The following is a 16,467-nucleotide window of genomic DNA, read 5'->3' on the forward strand; positions in this document are numbered from 1 at the left end:
GCGCCCCTGGTGGGATGCGGCCCCCTTACGGGAAGAGGGGCCGCATCTCCGTTTGACTGTCTGTCAGTTGGTGCAGATCGAGCGCAGGGCGCGTACCAGGGCGCGGGTGTGCAGGGCGTCCAGGTGGTCCTCGTGGTGGACCTGGAGGCCGGCCAGCGCGAGTTCCGGGCGGCAGGCGAACGTGCCCCGGTCGTCGGTGGTGGTGGCGAGGGCCTGGACCAGGGCGCTGGTCACGCGGTTGATCTCCTGCCGGACGACGCTCAGGTCGGGCTTGGTCGTCGGCGCCTGGTCGGGGTGGTCGGTCCAGCGCTGGAACAGGCCGCGCTGCACGATCTTGTTGGCCTCTATCTGGTCGCGGAAGATCACCCGGATCTCGTCCGGGTCGGCGCCGAGCTGCTCGGCCTGGGCGGCGACGTTGTCGAGGACCTGCTGTTCGCGGGCGGGGTCGTCGATGGGGCTGTCGGTGCCCCACTTGGCCGCGGCGACCAGGTCAGCGGTGGCGAGGCGTTCGGCGGCGAGTGCGACGACGGGATGCAGGGCGGAGAGGGAGTGGGCGGCGGAGTGGGGCGCCGCGGAGGTCCCGGAGACCGGAACCGCGACCGCGGTACCCGTCGCGGTGAGGACGACGGCCGCGGTCGCGGTCACGGTGGTCAGGGCCCGTCGGAGGGGGGTGGTGGTACGCATGCCCCCATCAAACCCGACGGTGCCCCACGATCAGGTCAACTGCTGCTTACGGTGAGGTTGTTGGTGGTGAAGTTCAGACCACCGGACGAGCTGGTGATCTCGAATCCGAACTGCACGTCACCGATGGTCTCGTTGCCGAACCAGCCCTTGGTGTCCTTGATCCACTTCAGGATCGGCAGGATGTTGACCGTGCCGGAGCTGGAGTTGGAGGTGCGGACGAAGGAGAAGACCTGGTTGGCGCCGTTGGTGCCCTTGTAGACGGTCCAGGTGTGGCCGCCGAGCGTCACGTTGCCCTGCGAGCTGCCGAGCGGGCCGACGGCTCCGGTCTTGTTGACCCAGAGCATGATCTCGTAGTCGTAGTCGGTGTCCCAGATGTCGTACGACGTGTTGTACGCGCCGGACGAGGGGACCGTGACGTTGTAGTTGCTGGAGAGCGAACCGAGCGAGGTGATCGACTTGTTGATCACCTTCTTGGAGTTGGGGTAGGACTTGATGCCGCCGGTGTTGGGGTGGTTGGCGTTGACGCCCCAGTTGGTGCCGGAGTTGGCCCAGATGCACTGGCTGCCGGCGCCGGAGCCCCAGATGTTGTTGTAGAGGGTGTAGCCGTTCAGGCTGGTGTTGGCCCACTGGTCGCAGGAGCTCCAGACGGCTGCGGACGCGGGGGCGGAGGCGAGGCCGACGACGGCGCCGACGGCCATCGCCGGGGCCAGCACCGCCGTGGTGATCTTGCGGAGAGTGCTCTTTGCCATGGTGTCCCTTTCCATGGGTGGGGGGAAATGCGGGGGGAGTTACCACGCCTCCAGACGGAGGACGTGGTCTTCTCCGGCGACGAGTTCGAGGGGCTCGGCGCCGGAGGAAGTCCTCAGTTCGACGCGGTGGCTGCGGGTGGGGCGCAGCACCGCCGTCGCTTCGGTGGGGCTCCAGGTGAGGTCGAGTTCGGCCCCGAACCTGGTGCGGACGCCCCGTAGTTCACCTCGGGGGCAGGTGGCGGGAACGGCCGGGAGCAGCACCAGCCGGTCCGGTGTCGACTGCACGAGCATCTCGACGAGGACGGCGGGCAGGGTGTGGGCGGCGTCCGCGTTGTAGACGTTCCGGTCCGGGTAGTGCGCGCTCATCAGCGAGTCGTGGAAAAAGTCACCGGTGAGGACCTGACCGAGGGCGTGTGCGACCCGTTCGCCGTCGCGCAGGCGGGCGGCGACGAGGGCGTGGTGCAGGTGTCCGTGGGCCGAGTCGTTCTCGGAGCCGCGGAGTTCGAGGGCGCGGTGGGCCGCCGCGGCGAGCTCGGGGGTGTCGTAGGGGGTGATCTCGTCGAGCGGCCAGACGCCGTAGAGGTGGCTGAGGTGGCGGTGGTCGTAGGTGTCGTCGAGGCCGGGCCAGGCCCATTCGGCGAGGGCTCCGTCGGCGTTGATCCGGTGCGGCGGGAGGCGGTCGGCGAGGGCCCGCCAGGCTTCGGCCCTTTCGGGGTGGTAGGCGGCGGCCGTGAGCAGGGCGTGCCGGGCGGCCGAGAGGTCCATGGCCGCGTTGATCGCGCCCCAACTGGCGTTCGCCGGGCGGTTCTCGGGCGAGTAGGAGGGGACGACGACGAGATGGCCTTCGGCGTCCGTGCGGGTGAGGAAGTCCTCGTAGAACAGGGCGACTTCGGCGAGGGCGCGGGCGGTGCGCGGGTCCTGTTCGCCGCGGGTCTCGTCGTGGTCGACGAGCGGCTTGAGCAGCCAGTCGGCGCCCGCGGTCCACAGGTGCAGCGGGTACTCGCGGTTGAAGTGGTACGTCAGCCCGGACTCGCCGTCGGAGTGCGGCGGGGCCACGACGCCCCGGGTGCCGAAGATTTCGCGGGCGTTGTCCTGCCAGTCCGGTATCTGGCGGTGGACCAGGGCAGCCAGGGCCTCGGTGACTTCGGGGAGGGCCGCGCACGCCGCCGAGGCGGTCTGGAGGTTGACGTTGGCGTCGTTGGTGAACGCCCCCGACCACGCGGTGTCCCAGTCGCCGGTCCACAGGCCGGTGAGCCGGGGTGGGAAGAGGCCGCCGGCGGAGAGCAGGTGGTAGCGGCCGGCGGCGAAGAGGCGTTCCAGGAGCGCCGGGCTGTCGGGCTTGTTCAGCAGTTGCGAACCCGGCAGCGCGCGTTCGGCGGGGTCGGCGCCGAGGTCGAGGGTGACGCGTTCGTAGGCGGTCCGGTGGAGGGAGGTGTGCCGGTCGAGGAGCCGGGCGTACGCGTCGGACGCGGACTCGGGTTCGGGTTCGCATTCCGGGACCAGGGCGCGCAGGGCCTCGACGTGCGGTGCCGTGTCCAGTTCCCCGGTGTGGCGCACGACGCGGGTCAGCAGCAGGACCGACTCGGCGCCGGTGACGTGGGCGCCGGGCGCGATGAGCGCGGTGCGGGCGCCGCCCGTGGGCACGACCAGGGTGATGCCGGTGTAGCGGACGTCGCTGTCGGGGTAGCGGACGCGGAGGGTGAGCAGGGCCCCGTCGGCGGCGCGGACGATGCTCTGGCCGACCTTCAGGGCGCGGGGGGCGCCCGGGAGCCGGTGGTCGAGCGAGACGACCAGGTCCGACGCCTCGACGTGCTGGACGATGACGTCGTCGGCGCGGGAGACGAAGACCTCACCGCGCCACTCCTTGCAGTCCGTGCGCACGACACCGGTGGTGAAGTCGACGGACCTGCGGTAGCCGGGCGTGGCCGCGCGGGGGCGGCGCAGCCGGATCTGGAAGGCGGGGTGGAAGGGCTGCACCCACTGCAGCGGGCGGCCGTCCGTGAAGCTCTCGGCGGCGTCGAGCTCACCGGCGAGCAACCGGTCCTGGAGCGCCGGCAGTTCCGCGGCCAGGCGCGGCGGGCGGGCGTGTTCGGCGCCGTTGGGGCGGACCAGGGTGTGGTGGGTGACCACGACCCGCTCGTCGCCCGGGTCGCCGAACAGGAGAGCGCCGTGGTGGCCGTTGCCGCTGAGGAAGCCGTCCTCCCAGCGCGCGGCCGGCCGGGGCTCCCAGGTGCCGTGGACGGGTCCGTCGGTCATGGCCTGAGCACCGCCACTCCGTAGCGTCCCAGCGTGACCCGGTCCTCGCGGGACTCCCCCGTGAGCAGGTCCTGGTGGGTGCCGGGGACGTCGACCGTCACCGGTTCGCGGCCGTGGTTGAGGAGGAACAGCAGGTCGCCGCGGCGGACGGCCTCGACCTGGTCGGGCACTCCGTCGAGGACCGGTCGCGCGCCCGCACCGGTGGCGATCCGGGCGAGGAGCTCGCGCAGGGCGCCCGGCTCGGGAAGTGTCGAGAGGTACCAGGCGCGGTCCCTGCGCAGCACGGCGGGCAGCCCGTCGAGTTCACCGCCCTTGTACACGGCCTCCGTGGTGGCGTCCTCGGTCCCGTCGATCTCCTCCGACCACAGGGTGCCGCGGAAACCGCCCGGTGAGCCGTCGCATTCCGCGTACTCCCCCGCGTCCAGCGGCCACCACTCGTGCAGGGTGCGGATGCCGAACAGCTCGCGCAGCCGGGCGTCCATGCCGCCGGGGCGTACCCGGTCGTCCTGGTCGGCGACGCCGGTGAGGAAGCCGGAGACGAGGGTGCCGCCCTGGCGGACGTACCCGAGGAGGTTGTCGATCGCCGGGTCGGTGAGGGCGTAGAGCTGGGGCACGACGACCATCTTGTAGGCGGTGAGGTCGTGCTCGGGGTGGGCGAAGTCGGTGGTGAGGTGGGCCTCCCACAGGGCGCGGTGCCAGGCCCGGAGCACGTCCGGGTAGTCGACCTCGCTGGACAGCCGGCCGTCCTGGGCGCCGGCCCACCAGGCGTGCCAGTCGTGCAGGACGGCGATGTCGTTGGCGGTGTGACTGCCCGTCACGTGCGCGGAGAGCGCGGCCAGTTCGGCGCCGAGCTGCTTGACCTCCTGGTAGGTGCGCCCCTCCTCCCCGGCGTGGCTGACCATGCCGGAGTGGAACTTCTCCGCGCCCTGCCGGGACTGGCGCCACTGGAAGTAGCAGACGGCGTCGGCGCCGCGGGCGACGGCCTGGAGGGACCAGAGCCGGTTCAGGCCGCGGGGTTTGGGGTGGTTCACGCCCCGCCAGTTGACCGGCCCCGCGGCCTGCTCCATGAGCATCCAGGGGCCGCGCGCCTGGGAGCGGGTCATGTCCTGGACGAGGGCGCCCTGTTGGGCCCCCAGCGGGTCACGCGGGTCGGGGTAGAGGTCGACGGAGACGACGTCCTCCTCCTCGGCCCAGCGCCAGGCGTCCTGCCCGACCCACAGCGGCATGAAGTTGCTGGTCACCGGGGTGTCCGGGGTCGCCCGGCGCACGATGTCCCGCTCGGCGAGGTAGCACTCCAGGAGCATGTCGGAGGTGAACCGCTTGAAGTCGAGCACCTGGGTGGGGTTCTTCATGTAGTGGGCCTGGCGGGGTGTGTGGATCTCGGCCCAGTCGCCGTAGCCCTGGCTCCAGAAGGCGGTTCCCCAGGCGGAGTTGAGGGCGTCGAGGGTGCCGTAGCGGTCCTGGAGCCAGGTGCGGAAGCGGGCGGCGGCCTCGTCGCTCCAGTCGTAGGTGCAGTACTCGTTGTTGATGTGCCACATGGTGAGGGCCGGGTGGCCGCCGTAGCGGGCGGCGAGGTCCTCGGTGATGGCGGCGGCGTAACGGCGGTAGGTGGCGCTGGAGTGCGAGAAGTGCTGGCGTCCGCCCCAGTACTCGGTGCGGCCGTCCTCGGTGACGGGCAGGGTGTCGGGGTGGAGGTGGCCCATCCACGGCGGCGGCGAGGAGGTCGGGGTGGCGAGGACGACCCCGATGCCGTTGTCGTGCATGAGGTCCATCAGCCGGTCCAGCCAGCCGAAGTCCCGCTCCCCCGGGCGCGGTTCGAGCTTCGCCCAGGAGAAGACGCCGAGGGTGACGGAGTTGACGCCGGCGGCCTTCATCAGGCGCACGTCGTCGTGCCAGGTCTCCTCGGGCCACTGCTCGGGGTTGTAGTCGCCGCCGTAGAGGATGCGGCCGCGGGTGGCGTCCTGGAGTCCCGGTGTCATGCCGGCTCCCCGTACTGGATGCCCCGGCCGTTGGTGGCGATGTAGACCCTGCCGTACACCCGCGGGTCGGCGGCGATGGTCGCGCCGATCCAGCCCCACTGGTGCCGGTCGTCGTTGACGCGCACCCAGCTCTTCGCGCCGTCGTCGGAGCGGTACACGGCGGTGATCGTGTCCGTGGAGCCGACCATGTAGAGGGCCGGGTACTCCGCGCCTGCGGCGGACTTGCCGAAGGCGAGGGTGTGGGAGGCCCAGCAGCTCGTGATCTTGGTGAAGGTCGCACCGCCGTCGGTGGAGCGGTGGAGGCCGTTCGTCTTGGTGCTCAGCCACAGGTCGCCGGAGCGCCCCGGAGCCGCGGTGAGCTGGAACTGGCTGTCCCCGGAGGGCAGTCCGGCCGCGCGCGCCGCGAAGGTGAGACCGCCGTCCGTGCTGGCGAACAGGGTTCCGGTGTCGGTGTCGTACGCGTAGAAGCGCGCCGGGTCGACCGGGTCGGCGAGCGGGGTGGCGCCCTTGGGGCAGGTGACCACCTCGGACCAGGTCGCGCCGTTGTCCGTGGAGCGCTGGGCCGGGTACTTGGTGCCGTCCCAGTGCACGAAGGTCCACAGCAGCACGCTGCCGTCCGCGTTGGTGGCGATCGGCCCCGGCGCGTCCTTGGCCTGGGCGGGCTGGGCCGCGAAGGGCGCCCAGGTCCTGCCGCCGTCGTTCGAGAAGGCGCCGTTGCCGTGGTCGCCGAAGCCCGTGCGGACGACGTACGACGGTCTGGAAGCGGCCTGGGCGAGTCCGGTCGCCGACCCGAACACGGGGTTCGAGGCCATGCCGCGCGAGGGCGAGGCGGTCAGCCGCTCGTGGTACATCACCCCGATGTCCCCGAGGCCGCTGAGCAGGTGCGCCTCCCCGGTCGGGGGCGAGATGAGCTGGCGTACGGAGGTCTCCTCCAGACCGCGGATCTGCGGGGCCCAGTGCTTGAGGTCCCGGGTGCCGTAGAGGGTGGCGCCGGTGCCGTAGACGATGTGCTTCGAGTCGTACGGGTCGACGGCGACGGCCTGGATCCACCAGCCGAACTTGGGCGCGTCGGCACCGAAGGTGAGGAAGGGGGTCTCGGAGACGTCGAGGACCGCGGAGTCCTTCAGGGACGTCCAGGTGCGGCCGCCGTTCGTGGTCCGGTACAGGGTGTCGACGGCCGCCCAGCGGTTGTTGGTGGAGACGACGACGGTGCCGGGGCGGCGGGCGTCGACGGAGACCCCGCCGTAGGCGAAGGTGTCGGCGGAGCCGTCGCTCGTGGTCCCGCCGGGCTTCACGGGCGTGACGTCGGTCCACTTGCCGCTCGTCGTGGCCAGCTTGTGCACGCTGCCGTCGGACTGGCCGTTGGGCCCGGGGGCGTTGGCGTAGGTGACGTACAGCTCGCGGGTGTGGCAGTCGTACGCGGCCCGGATCGGCACCTTGGCGTTCGTGCCGGAAGGCTGCCCGGGGACGGCTTCCCAGGTGGTGCCGTCGGAGGTGCGGTACAGGTTGGCGGTGGTGCCGTCGGAGTCGCCCCAGCCGGCGTACAGCGTGCGTCCGGCGGCGACGAGCAGGGTGACGCCCTGGCCGCCGGCGCTGGGCACGCCCGGGAAGGTGCTCGCGGTGGCCCAGGTGGCGCCCCGGTCGGTGGACTTGAGCAGCCCGTCGTGCCGGGTCCCGAGCCACAGCGTGTCGCTGTCCCGGGGGTCGACCAGCAGCCGCTCCCCGGTTCCCCGCCCGTCCTCGTTCCCGCCGAGCTTCACGGAGAGGTCGGTGCGCTTCCAGGTGGCACCGCGGTTCTCGGAGCGCAGTACGGCGCCGTTTCCGGCCCAGGACTGGGCGTAGGTGCCGAGCGCGAGGTAGACGCGGTCGGGGTGGGCGGGGTCGACGGCCATGGCCTCGACACCGAGGAGGTTCCAGTCGTCCCACCCGAGGTCGTCGTTGAGCGGGGTCCAGCGCGCGCTCCGGTCGTCCCAGCGGTAGGCCCCGCCGATGTCGGTCCGGGCGTAGGCGAGCCCGCGGACGGAGGGGTGGAAGAGGACGCCGGTGACGAAGCCGGTACCGCCGATGGCGACTTGGCGCCAGCGGTAGGAGGGGGTGGGGGTGGCTGCCTCGGCGCGCCCCTGGAAGGGGGCCGGAACAACGGTGAAGGCGGCAGCGGCCGCGGCTCCACCAAGGACGGCACGACGACTGACCCCGGACGCGCGCATGACACATACCTCGCTGATCGAGAAGGGGGGAGATACCTACACCTAGGGGCGCGGGGAACTGCGCGCCCAGCCACAAACAACCCGCGGCCGCCGTCCGTCGGAACCACCCCTCCGGGATGGCGAACGGTCAGCCCTTCACCGCGCCCGTGAGCATGCCCTTCTTGAAGTGCCGCTGCACGAACGGTGAAGCCACCGCGACCGGGATCAACGCCAGGACCATCACGGCCATCTGCAACCCCAGCGCCGACAACTGCCCCGTGCGCACCGCCTGCTGCAACCCCGTGGGGTTCGCCGTGTTCTTCTGCACCAGCTGAATGAGCACGTTCTGCAACGGCATCATGTCCTGGTCGCTCAGATAGATGGACGCGTTGAACCAGGCACTCCAGTAACCCACCGCGTAGAACAGCGAGATCACGGCGAGGACCGCCCGGGACAGCGGCATGATGATGGTCAGCAGGATCCGCATGTCACCGGCCCCGTCGATCCGCGCGGACTCGGTGAGTTCGGGCGAGATCCCCATGAAGAAGGCCCGCAGCACCAGGATGTTGAAGACGCTGACCGCGCTCGGCAGGATCAGGGACAGATAGGTGTCCGTGAGCCCCAGCGACTGCACCAGCAGATAGGTCGGGATGAGGCCGGCGCCGAAGAACATCGTCGCCATCATGATGACCAGGAAGAGCCGGTGCCCCAGACTCCCCGGCCGCGACAGACCGTAGGCCGCCAGCACGGACACCGCCATGGAGAACACCGTGCCGGTGAGCGTGACCCCGACCGAGACCATGATGGCCCGGCTGACCTGGCCGCCGCTGAGCAGTTCCGTGTAGTTGACGAAGGTGATGCCCTGGGGGATCACGACCAGGCCGCCGACCCGGTCGATCACCGGCTTCGGGGACAGGCTGGTGACGATCACGATCCACAGCGGGCCGAGCACCCCGAGGCAGCACAGGAGAAGGAAGCCGCTCTTCGCGGTGAGTCCGACCTTGCTGGGCGGCTCCTCCCAGACGGGCCTGGCGGGGGCCTTGAGGCTGCGGATGAGCTGCGTGTTGAGGCTCACTTCTGGTACACCCCCTGCTCGCCGAGCAGGTGCGCGAACTTGTTCGCACCCAGCACGAGGCAGATTCCTATGACTCCCTTGACGAGGCCGACCGCGGCCGCGTAGCTGAAGTCGCCGTTCTGGATACCCATGTTCCACACATAGGTGTCGAGGACCTCACTGGCCCCAGCGCCGACCGCGTCCCGCTGGAGGAGGAACTGCTCGAAGCCGACGCTGAGCGCGTCGCCGACCCGCAGCACCAGCAGCAGCGCGATCACCGGGCGCAGTGCGGGCAGCGTGACGTGCCACATGCGCCGCCAGCGCCCGGCGCCGTCCATCGCGGCGGCCTCGTACAGGTCGGTGCTGACCGCGGCCAGCGCGGCGAGGAAGACGATGATCCCCCAGCCGGCGTCCTTCCACACTGCCTGAGCGGTGACCAGGTACTTGAACAGGTCCGCGTTGGTCATCAGATCGAAGCCGCTCCAGCCGTGGTCCTCCAGGGTCTGGGCGATGATGCCCGCGCCGCCGAAGATCTGCTGGAAGACGGTGACGACGAGGACCCACGAGAAGAAGTGCGGCAGGTACATGATCGCCTGCGCCACGGCCCGCACCCGGGGCCGGATCACGCTGTTGATGAGCAGCGCGAGGGCGATGGGGATCGGGAAGAACAGCACCAGTTGGAGCACGAAGAGGACGATGGTGTTCTTCGCGGCGCCCCAGAACAGCGGGTCGTCGATCATCCTCGAGAACTGTTCGACGCCGACCCAGGGGCTGTGGAAGATCGCGGTGACGCCGTTGCTGGAGACGTACGGGTCGTATTCCTGGAAGGCGACGATGTTGCCGAGCAGCGGGACGTAGTTGAAGAGCAGGAGCAGGAGGATGACGGGCAGCGTCATCAGGATGAGCGCGCGGTCGCGGCGCAGCCGGACCCGGAAGGGGACCTTGGCGGCCTTGCTCGCCTTGCGCGGCACCCGCACCTTCGCCACCGCTGCGCCGACCGCGGCCGTCGGTTCCTCGACGGCCGCGGGAGGACGAGTCCCGTCGGGCCTGCTCCCGGCCGTGAGAGACATCAGTTGGCGCTGCCGTTCTTGTCGATGAGCTGCCTGTACCAGTCGCGCAGCTTGTCGCCGCCGGAGGACTTCCACGTGGAGATGGCCTGCTGGACGTCGGACAGCTTCTTGTTGCCGCGCACGTAGTCGATCTCGTACTGCTCGAACTGGCTGGAGAGGTTGGCGTAGCGGGTCGGCTCGACGATGTTCATGCCGAAGGTGGACGTCTTCTTCATGAACGCCCCCATCCGCTGCTGCCACTCGACCTGCTTGCGGGCGACCTCGGGGAAGTCGGGGTGGGCGTAGTAGGCGGCCGGTGCGGCCAGCATCACCCAGGCGTTGAGCACCTCGGAGTTGCCCAGGTCGTTCTTGACCGGGACGCCGTTCTTGACGGTGTAGTGGGTGCCCTCGACGCCGTAGTCGACGAGCATCCGCTCCTTGGTGCCGTAGGGCGCGGCCGAGAAGTTGGCGGCGGCCAGCGCGTTCTCGATCGTCGTCTTCGAGGCGCCCTTGCGGATCAGCGACCAGATGGTGGCGGGCGAGGAGGCGTACAGCTTCGGGTCGCCGCCGTCCGCGCCGAAGAGGTCCATGGCGTCGATCACGAGGTCCGGGTTGGACTGGGCCTGTTCGGAGACCTTCCCGTACCAGTCGGCGATGTTGGTGCACCAGACCAGGGTCTGCCCGGCGGTGAACCGCTGACCCGGGTCGCCCGAGCGCGCCTTGTCGTCGGGGTGGACCACACCCGCGTCGTACAGCTTGCGGACCCACTCCAGGGCTTCCAGGTACTCGGGCTGCTCGATGCGGTACGTCAGCTTGCCGTCGTCCCCGATGTCCCAGCCGATCGGCCCTGAGCCACGGACTCCGAAGAAGCTCCACGCCGTCCAGGTCATGTCACCGCAGGCCCACACCTTGGCCTTGGCGCTGGTGGCCTCCTTGGCCCAACTCATGAACTCGTCGGCCGACTTGGGGACCGAGTAGCCCTTCTTGTCGAAGATGTCCTTGCGGTACAGGGGCGCGATCCAGTTCGCGGTGGCGGCGGGCATCGGGATGCCGCGCAGCGCGCCGCCGAAGATGCCCATGCGCCACGCGTCGGAGGGGATCGCGGCCAGGTTCGGGTACTTCTTGACCTTGTCGCCCGCCAGGTAGGGGCCGAGGTCCATGAACTTCGCGGTGACGGCGTTGGAGATCTTGCCGACCAGTTCCCAGCTCGGGACGACCACCATGTCGGGTATGGAGCTGGAGGCGAGGACGGCGCCGAGCTTCTGGCCGTAGGTGTTGCCGTCCTGGTTCTGCCAGGTGATCTTGGTGCCCGCGGCGGCGTCGAGCGCCGTGTAGTAGGCGCAGCCGGCCTTCGGCGGGGAGCCCCAGAACGGCGACATGACCTTGAAGGGGGCACCGGTGCCGAGCTTCTCCGGGACCGAGGTCTTCAGGGCGGCAAAGTCGACCTTGCCGGTGTAGCCGGCGGCCGAACCGTTCTTGGACGGCAGGTCCGGGTTCGCGACCGTGCTGGCGACGAATGCCGGCAGCAGCTTGTCCGCGGCCTTGCCCGACGTGGTCCCTTCGCGCTCCCCGCTGTCCGAGCCGCCACAGGCGGCAAGCAGCGGCATCCCGCCCGCCACCGCTGCGGTGGCGACCGCGGTGGAGGCGAGGAAGCTTCTCCGGCTGGACCCGGAGGAGGGGGAAGCGGCGTTCGGCGTCATTGCGTCAACCCTTCATGGCGCACCAGGACACCCGGCGGTGGAGCCGTCGGCTGCGGTGTCTTGAGTGGAACTGGCTGAGCTGAAGCGATGCCTCGACCGTTGCGACGGAATCCGTAGTCGAAGCGCTTCGATGTTGCTGTGAGGTTAAGTGAACACCCAGGGGTGCACAAGGGTCGATCCCAAGATTCCTCCGCGGTACGGGAGGTGACCTTTTCTTATGCACCGCTTGAAGTGACGGTGTTGATCTCTTGACACCCACCCCGGTGTCGAATGAGCATCGAAGCGCTTCGAAAGCATCGAACCGATCCATCGCAAGGGGATCCCCACGTGACCGCACACCCGCCGCACACTCCGCCTTTTCGCGATCCGCACCTGCCGTTCGCGAAGCGCATCGACGATCTGCTGTCGCGGCTGACCCTCGACGAGAAGATCGGCTTCCTGCACCAGTTCGCGCCCCCCGTCGAACGGCTCGGCGTCGCCGCGTTCCGCACCGGCCAGGAGGCGCTGCACGGCGTCGCGTGGATGGGCCCGGCGACGGTCTTCCCGCAGGCGGTCGGCCTCGGCGCGACCTGGAACACCGAGCTCGTACGACGGATCGGCGAGGCCGTGTCCAAGGAGGCCCGGGCGATGCGCGCCCGCGACGACAGGGTCGGCCTCAACATCTGGGCACCGACGGTCAATCTGCTCCGCCATCCGCTGTGGGGCCGCAACGAGGAGGGCTACTCGGAGGACCCGAAGCTCACCTCGGCCATCGCCACCGCCTACACCCAAGGGCTGCGCGGCGACCATCCCACGTACTGGCGCACGGCCCCGGTGCTCAAGCACTGGCTGGCCCACAACAACGAGACGGACCGGGCCACCTCGTCGAGCTCGGTGCGTCCGCGCGTGCTGCACGAGTACGACCTGCGGGCCTTCCGCGAGGCGGTCGAGGCGGGCGCGGTGGCCGGGGTGATGCCGGCGTACAACCTGGTCAACGGCCGCCCCAACCACGTCTCGCCGTATCTGCGCGAGCACCTGCGCGCCTGGACCGACCAGGAGCTGCTGGTCTGCTCGGACGCGGGCGCGCCCTCCAACCTGGTCGACCAGGAGCACTACTTCGACACCCACGAGGAGGCCACCGCGGCCTCCCTCAGGGCCGGTGTCGACAGCTTCACCGACCACGGCACGGACAGCTCGCAGATGATCGCGCGCATCCAAGGGGCCCTCGACCAGGGCCTGTTGACCGAGGCCGAGATCGACACCGCGGTCCGCCGGCAGCTCTCGGTCCGCTTCCGGCTCGGCGAGTTCGACCCGGAGCACGACCCGTACGCCGACGTCCGGGACTTCGACACCCCGGAGCACCGCGCGCTCGCCCAGGAAGCCGCGGAGCAGGCGATCGTGCTGCTCAGGAACGACGGCGTGCTCCCGCTCGCCGCCGACACCCGGCTCGCGGTGGTCGGTCTGCTCGCCGACGAGTGCAAGCTCGACTGGTACAGCGGCACGCTCATCCACCGCTCCACCCCGCTGGAGGGGCTGTACGAGCGGTTCGGCGCCGAGCGGGTGGAGTTCGCGGAGGGGGTGGACCGGGTCCGGCTCCAGACCTCCGTCGGGACGTTTCTGCACGTCCCTGCATCCGAGGCCGCCGAGGACGAGGTGCGCGGCGCCGAGGGCGCCCTGGACCCGGCGCTCCTCGCGGGCCGCACGGACCTGCCCCCGCTGACGACCGACGCGACCGGCACCGAGTTCGCGCTGATCGACTGGGACGAGGGCGTCCTCACACTGCGCGCCCCCGACGGCCGCTATGTGTCCGTCGCCGAGGACGGCTACCTGCGCGCCTCCGCCGACCAGCCCGGAGGCTGGGTCGTGCAGGAGACCTTCCGCCTGGAGCAGCACGGCAGCGGTCACCTCCTCAGGCACATCGGTACGGGCCGCCACGTCACTGTCGCCGCGGACGGAGTGAAGGTTGCCGACGAGAACACCGAACGCGAGGCGGAGCCGGAGACCTTCACGCTGATCATCGTCGAACGCGGCGAGGACGCAGTGACCAGGGTCACCTCCGAGGCGGACGTCGTCCTGGTCGTCGCGGGCAACGACCCGCACATCAACGGCCGTGAGACCGAGGACCGCGCCTCCCTGCGGCTCCCCGCCCACCAGGAGCGCCTGCTGCGCGCGGCGCGCGCCGCGAACCCCCGGACCGTACTGGCCCTGGTCTCGGCCTACCCCTACGCGGTCGACACGTCCCGCCTGGCAGCGGCCCTGTGGACGGCCCACGGCGGCCAGGCGGCCGGCACCGCCCTGGCCCGCGTCCTGGCCGGTGACGTCTCCCCCGCCGGCCGCCTCCCGCAGACCTGGTACGAGAGCGACGCCGACCTGCCCGGCCTCTTCGACTACGACGTGATCGGCAGCCGCCAGACCTATCTGTACTTCGAGGGCACACCCCTGTTCCCGTTCGGCCACGGGCTGTCGTACACCTCCTTCTCGTACGACGACCTCACCTCCCGTGCGACCGAGGGGACCCTGCACGTCTCGTTCACGATCACGAACACCGGTGACGTCACCGCCGACGAGGTCGCCCAGCTCTACACCCGCGCGATCGACCCGGCGCTCCCCCGCCCGCGCCGCGAACTGCTGGCCCACCGGCGGGTGACGCTCGCGCCGGGGGCCAAGGAGGAGCTGTCGTTCGAAGTACCGCTGCGCGCCTTCGAGTTCTGGGACGTGGCGCGGGGCCGGTGGCGTCTGGAGCCGGGCCCGTACGAGCTCCTGGCCGGCGCCTCCAGCGAGGACGTCCGGCTGCGGACGACCGTACTGCTCGACGGCGAGCCCGGCGCACCGCGTCCCGTGCTCCGACGGGGCCTGGAAGGCGCGGACTTCGACGAGCACAGCGGTGTCGAGATCGTCGACCGGACGAGGACCGCGGGCGACGCCGTGACGGCCGCCGAGGGCCGTACCGGTGAACTGGTCTACCGGGACTGCGACTTCGGCGACGGCGTCACCGAGGTGACGGTGACGGTGTCCGGCGAGGGCGCGGTCGAACTGTCCCTGGACGGCGGCGCGGTGCTCGCCTCCATCGAGGTGGCGGAGTCCGACTCCGGACCGTACGACTACACCACGCTCGGCGCCGGAATCGTCGCCGAGGGCGTGCACGACGTGCACCTCAGGCTGCGCGGCCCGCTGCGGCTCGCGCATGTCGGCTTCTCCGGCTGAGGGGCCGGAGAAGCCGACACACAAGAAGGGGCCCGGCACCGGAAGGCATCGGTGCCGGGCCCCTTCGGGGCGGCGGGTCAGCGTCGCTGCCGCAACACTACATGAAAATGGTTCCCATTTACTAGAGGGCTTCCCCGGAGGGTTTCCCTGGAGGGGCTCTCTTAGAGGGCGAGCCCGGTCAGCACCAGCACGCGCTCGTACGTGTAGTCGTCCATCGCGAACCTCACGCCCTCGCGGCCCACACCGGACTGCTTGACGCCGCCGTACGGCATCTGGTCGGCACGGTAGGAGGGCACGTCACCGACGACCACGCCGCCGACCTCGAGGGCGCGGTGGGCGCGGAAGGCGGCCTGGAGGTCGTGGGTGAACACGCCCGCCTGGAGGCCGTACTTGGAGTCGTTGACGGCGGCGAAGGCCTCGGCCTCGCCGTCGACCTTCTGCACGGTGAGGACCGGTCCGAAGACCTCCTCGCAGGAGATCGTCGTGTCGGCCGGGACGTCGGTGAGGACGGTCGGCGCGTAGGTGGCGCCGTCGCGGTCGCCGCCGGTGAGCAGGGTGGCGCCCGCCTCGACGGCCTCCTTCACCCACGCCTCGACGCGCACGGCCGCGTCCTCGCTGACCAGCGGGCCGACGTCGGTCTTGGCGTCGGCCGGGTCGCCGGTGACCTGGGCCTCGACGGCGGCGACGATCCGCGGGAGCAGCCGGTCGTACACCGACGCGTCGGCGATCACCCGCTGCACCGAGATGCAGGACTGGCCGCCCTGGTAGTTGGAGAAGGTCGCGATGCGGCTCGCGGCCCAGTCGAGGTCCTCGTCGCTCGCGTAGTCGCCGAGCACGACCGCGGCGCCGTTGCCGCCGAGCTCCAGGGTGCAGTGCTTGCGGGGCACCGAGTCCATGATCGCGTAGCCGACCTTCTCCGAGCCGGTGAAGGAGATCACGGGCAGCCGCTCGTCCTGGACGAGGGCGGGCATCCGGTCGTTCGGGACGGGCAGGATGCTCCACGCGCCGGCGGGCAGCTCGGTCTCGGCCAGCAGGTCACCGATGATCAGCCCGGAGAGCGGGGTCGCCGGGGCCGGCTTCAGGATGATCGGGGCGCCGGCCGCGATCGCCGGGGCGATCTTGTGCGCACAGAGGTTGAGCGGGAAGTTGAAGGGCGCGATCCCGAGCACGACCCCCTTGGGGAAGCGCCGGGTCAGCGCGAGACGGCCCTGGCCGCCGAGGTCGGTGTCGAGGCGCTGGGCCTCACCGCCGTTGAACCGGCGGGCCTCCTCCGCGGCGAACCGGAACACGGAGACGGCCCGGCCGACCTCGCCCCGGGCCCACTTGACCGGCTTGCCGTTCTCGGCGGAGATCAGCTGGGCGATCTCCTCGGTGCGCTCGACGAGCCGGCGGCTGACGTGGTCGAGGGCGGCGGCGCGGACGTGGGCGGGGGTGGCGGCGAACTCGTCCCGTACGGCGTACGCGGCGGCCACGGCCTCCTCGATCTGCGTGTCGCTCGGCACACTCACCGTGCCGACCAGCCGGCCGTCCCAGGGGGAGGTGACGTCGAAGGTGTCCTCGCCGGTGACCTGGCGGCCGGCGAGCCAGAAGGCGGTGGTGGAAGTCATGCCCCCACGGTAGGGCCGCG

The 16,467-nt window shown here is 70.7% G+C and carries 10 protein-coding genes; 1 reads left to right on the forward strand and 9 read right to left on the reverse strand.

The window, feature by feature from the left end; genetic code table 11:
- Nucleotides 1-63: 63 nt before the first annotated feature.
- The 8 genes from ABZ098_RS22935 to ABZ098_RS22970 form a co-directional block, all read right to left on the reverse strand.
- Nucleotides 64-684: a chorismate mutase gene (locus ABZ098_RS22935; RefSeq protein WP_356593937.1), complete on the reverse strand. Its 621-nt coding sequence runs from the start codon at nt 682-684 to the stop codon at nt 64-66.
- A gap of 35 nt (nt 685-719) precedes the next feature.
- The gene (locus ABZ098_RS22940) at nt 720-1,433 is read right to left on the reverse strand and encodes a hypothetical protein (RefSeq protein ID WP_356593939.1); all 714 of its coding nucleotides are present in this window, start codon (nt 1,431-1,433) and stop codon (nt 720-722) included.
- A 39-nt stretch (nt 1,434-1,472) separates the two neighbouring features.
- Nucleotides 1,473-3,689, reverse strand: coding sequence for a glycoside hydrolase N-terminal domain-containing protein (locus ABZ098_RS22945; RefSeq protein ID WP_356593941.1), 2,217 nt, complete (start codon nt 3,687-3,689; stop codon nt 1,473-1,475).
- The gene (locus tag ABZ098_RS22950; protein ID WP_356593943.1) at nt 3,686-5,668 is read right to left on the reverse strand and encodes a beta-galactosidase; all 1,983 of its coding nucleotides are present in this window, start codon (nt 5,666-5,668) and stop codon (nt 3,686-3,688) included. The genes ABZ098_RS22945 and ABZ098_RS22950 overlap by 4 nt, the downstream gene beginning before the upstream one ends.
- Nucleotides 5,665-7,875: a 1,4-beta-glucanase gene (locus ABZ098_RS22955; RefSeq protein WP_356593945.1), complete on the reverse strand. Its 2,211-nt coding sequence runs from the start codon at nt 7,873-7,875 to the stop codon at nt 5,665-5,667. Before ABZ098_RS22955 ends, ABZ098_RS22950 begins: the two co-directional genes overlap by 4 nt.
- Before the next feature lie 127 nt (nt 7,876-8,002).
- On the reverse strand, nt 8,003-8,929 hold the full coding sequence (locus tag ABZ098_RS22960; RefSeq protein ID WP_356593947.1) for a carbohydrate ABC transporter permease: 927 nt from the start codon (nt 8,927-8,929) through the stop codon (nt 8,003-8,005).
- On the reverse strand, nt 8,926-9,978 hold the full coding sequence (locus ABZ098_RS22965; RefSeq protein WP_356593949.1) for an ABC transporter permease subunit: 1,053 nt from the start codon (nt 9,976-9,978) through the stop codon (nt 8,926-8,928). Before ABZ098_RS22965 ends, ABZ098_RS22960 begins: the two co-directional genes overlap by 4 nt.
- Nucleotides 9,978-11,657, reverse strand: a complete 1,680-nt coding sequence (locus tag ABZ098_RS22970; RefSeq protein ID WP_356593951.1) for an extracellular solute-binding protein — start codon at nt 11,655-11,657, stop codon at nt 9,978-9,980. The genes ABZ098_RS22965 and ABZ098_RS22970 overlap by 1 nt, the downstream gene beginning before the upstream one ends.
- A gap of 327 nt (nt 11,658-11,984) precedes the next feature.
- Here ABZ098_RS22970 and ABZ098_RS22975 point away from each other — a divergent pair, with 327 nt between their 5' ends.
- Nucleotides 11,985-14,840 carry a glycoside hydrolase family 3 C-terminal domain-containing protein gene (locus ABZ098_RS22975; RefSeq protein WP_356593953.1) on the forward strand — a complete coding sequence of 952 codons (2,856 nt, stop codon included), beginning with the start codon at nt 11,985-11,987 and terminating at the stop codon, nt 14,838-14,840.
- A gap of 161 nt (nt 14,841-15,001) precedes the next feature.
- Here ABZ098_RS22975 and ABZ098_RS22980 read toward each other — a convergent pair whose 3' ends face one another.
- Nucleotides 15,002-16,447, reverse strand: coding sequence for an aldehyde dehydrogenase family protein (locus ABZ098_RS22980; RefSeq protein ID WP_356593955.1), 1,446 nt, complete (start codon nt 16,445-16,447; stop codon nt 15,002-15,004).
- Nucleotides 16,448-16,467: the final 20 nt, after the last annotated feature.

Origin of the sequence: Streptomyces sp. NPDC006335 (assembly GCF_040612795.1) — a bacterium.
In the GTDB taxonomy this organism is placed as follows: Bacteria; Actinomycetota; Actinomycetes; order Streptomycetales; family Streptomycetaceae; genus Streptomyces.

Coding starts and splice junctions, on each gene's coding strand:
- ABZ098_RS22935 (WP_356593937.1), bottom strand. CDS start 684: ATGCGTACCACCACCCCCCTCCGACGGGCCCTGACCACCGTGACCGCG.
- ABZ098_RS22940 (WP_356593939.1), bottom strand. CDS start 1,433: ATGGCAAAGAGCACTCTCCGCAAGATCACCACGGCGGTGCTGGCCCCG.
- ABZ098_RS22945 (WP_356593941.1), bottom strand. CDS start 3,689: ATGACCGACGGACCCGTCCACGGCACCTGGGAGCCCCGGCCGGCCGCG.
- ABZ098_RS22950 (WP_356593943.1), bottom strand. CDS start 5,668: ATGACACCGGGACTCCAGGACGCCACCCGCGGCCGCATCCTCTACGGC.
- ABZ098_RS22955 (WP_356593945.1), bottom strand. CDS start 7,875: ATGCGCGCGTCCGGGGTCAGTCGTCGTGCCGTCCTTGGTGGAGCCGCG.
- ABZ098_RS22965 (WP_356593949.1), bottom strand. CDS start 9,978: ATGTCTCTCACGGCCGGGAGCAGGCCCGACGGGACTCGTCCTCCCGCG.
- ABZ098_RS22970 (WP_356593951.1), bottom strand. CDS start 11,657: ATGACGCCGAACGCCGCTTCCCCCTCCTCCGGGTCCAGCCGGAGAAGC.
- ABZ098_RS22980 (WP_356593955.1), bottom strand. CDS start 16,447: ATGACTTCCACCACCGCCTTCTGGCTCGCCGGCCGCCAGGTCACCGGC.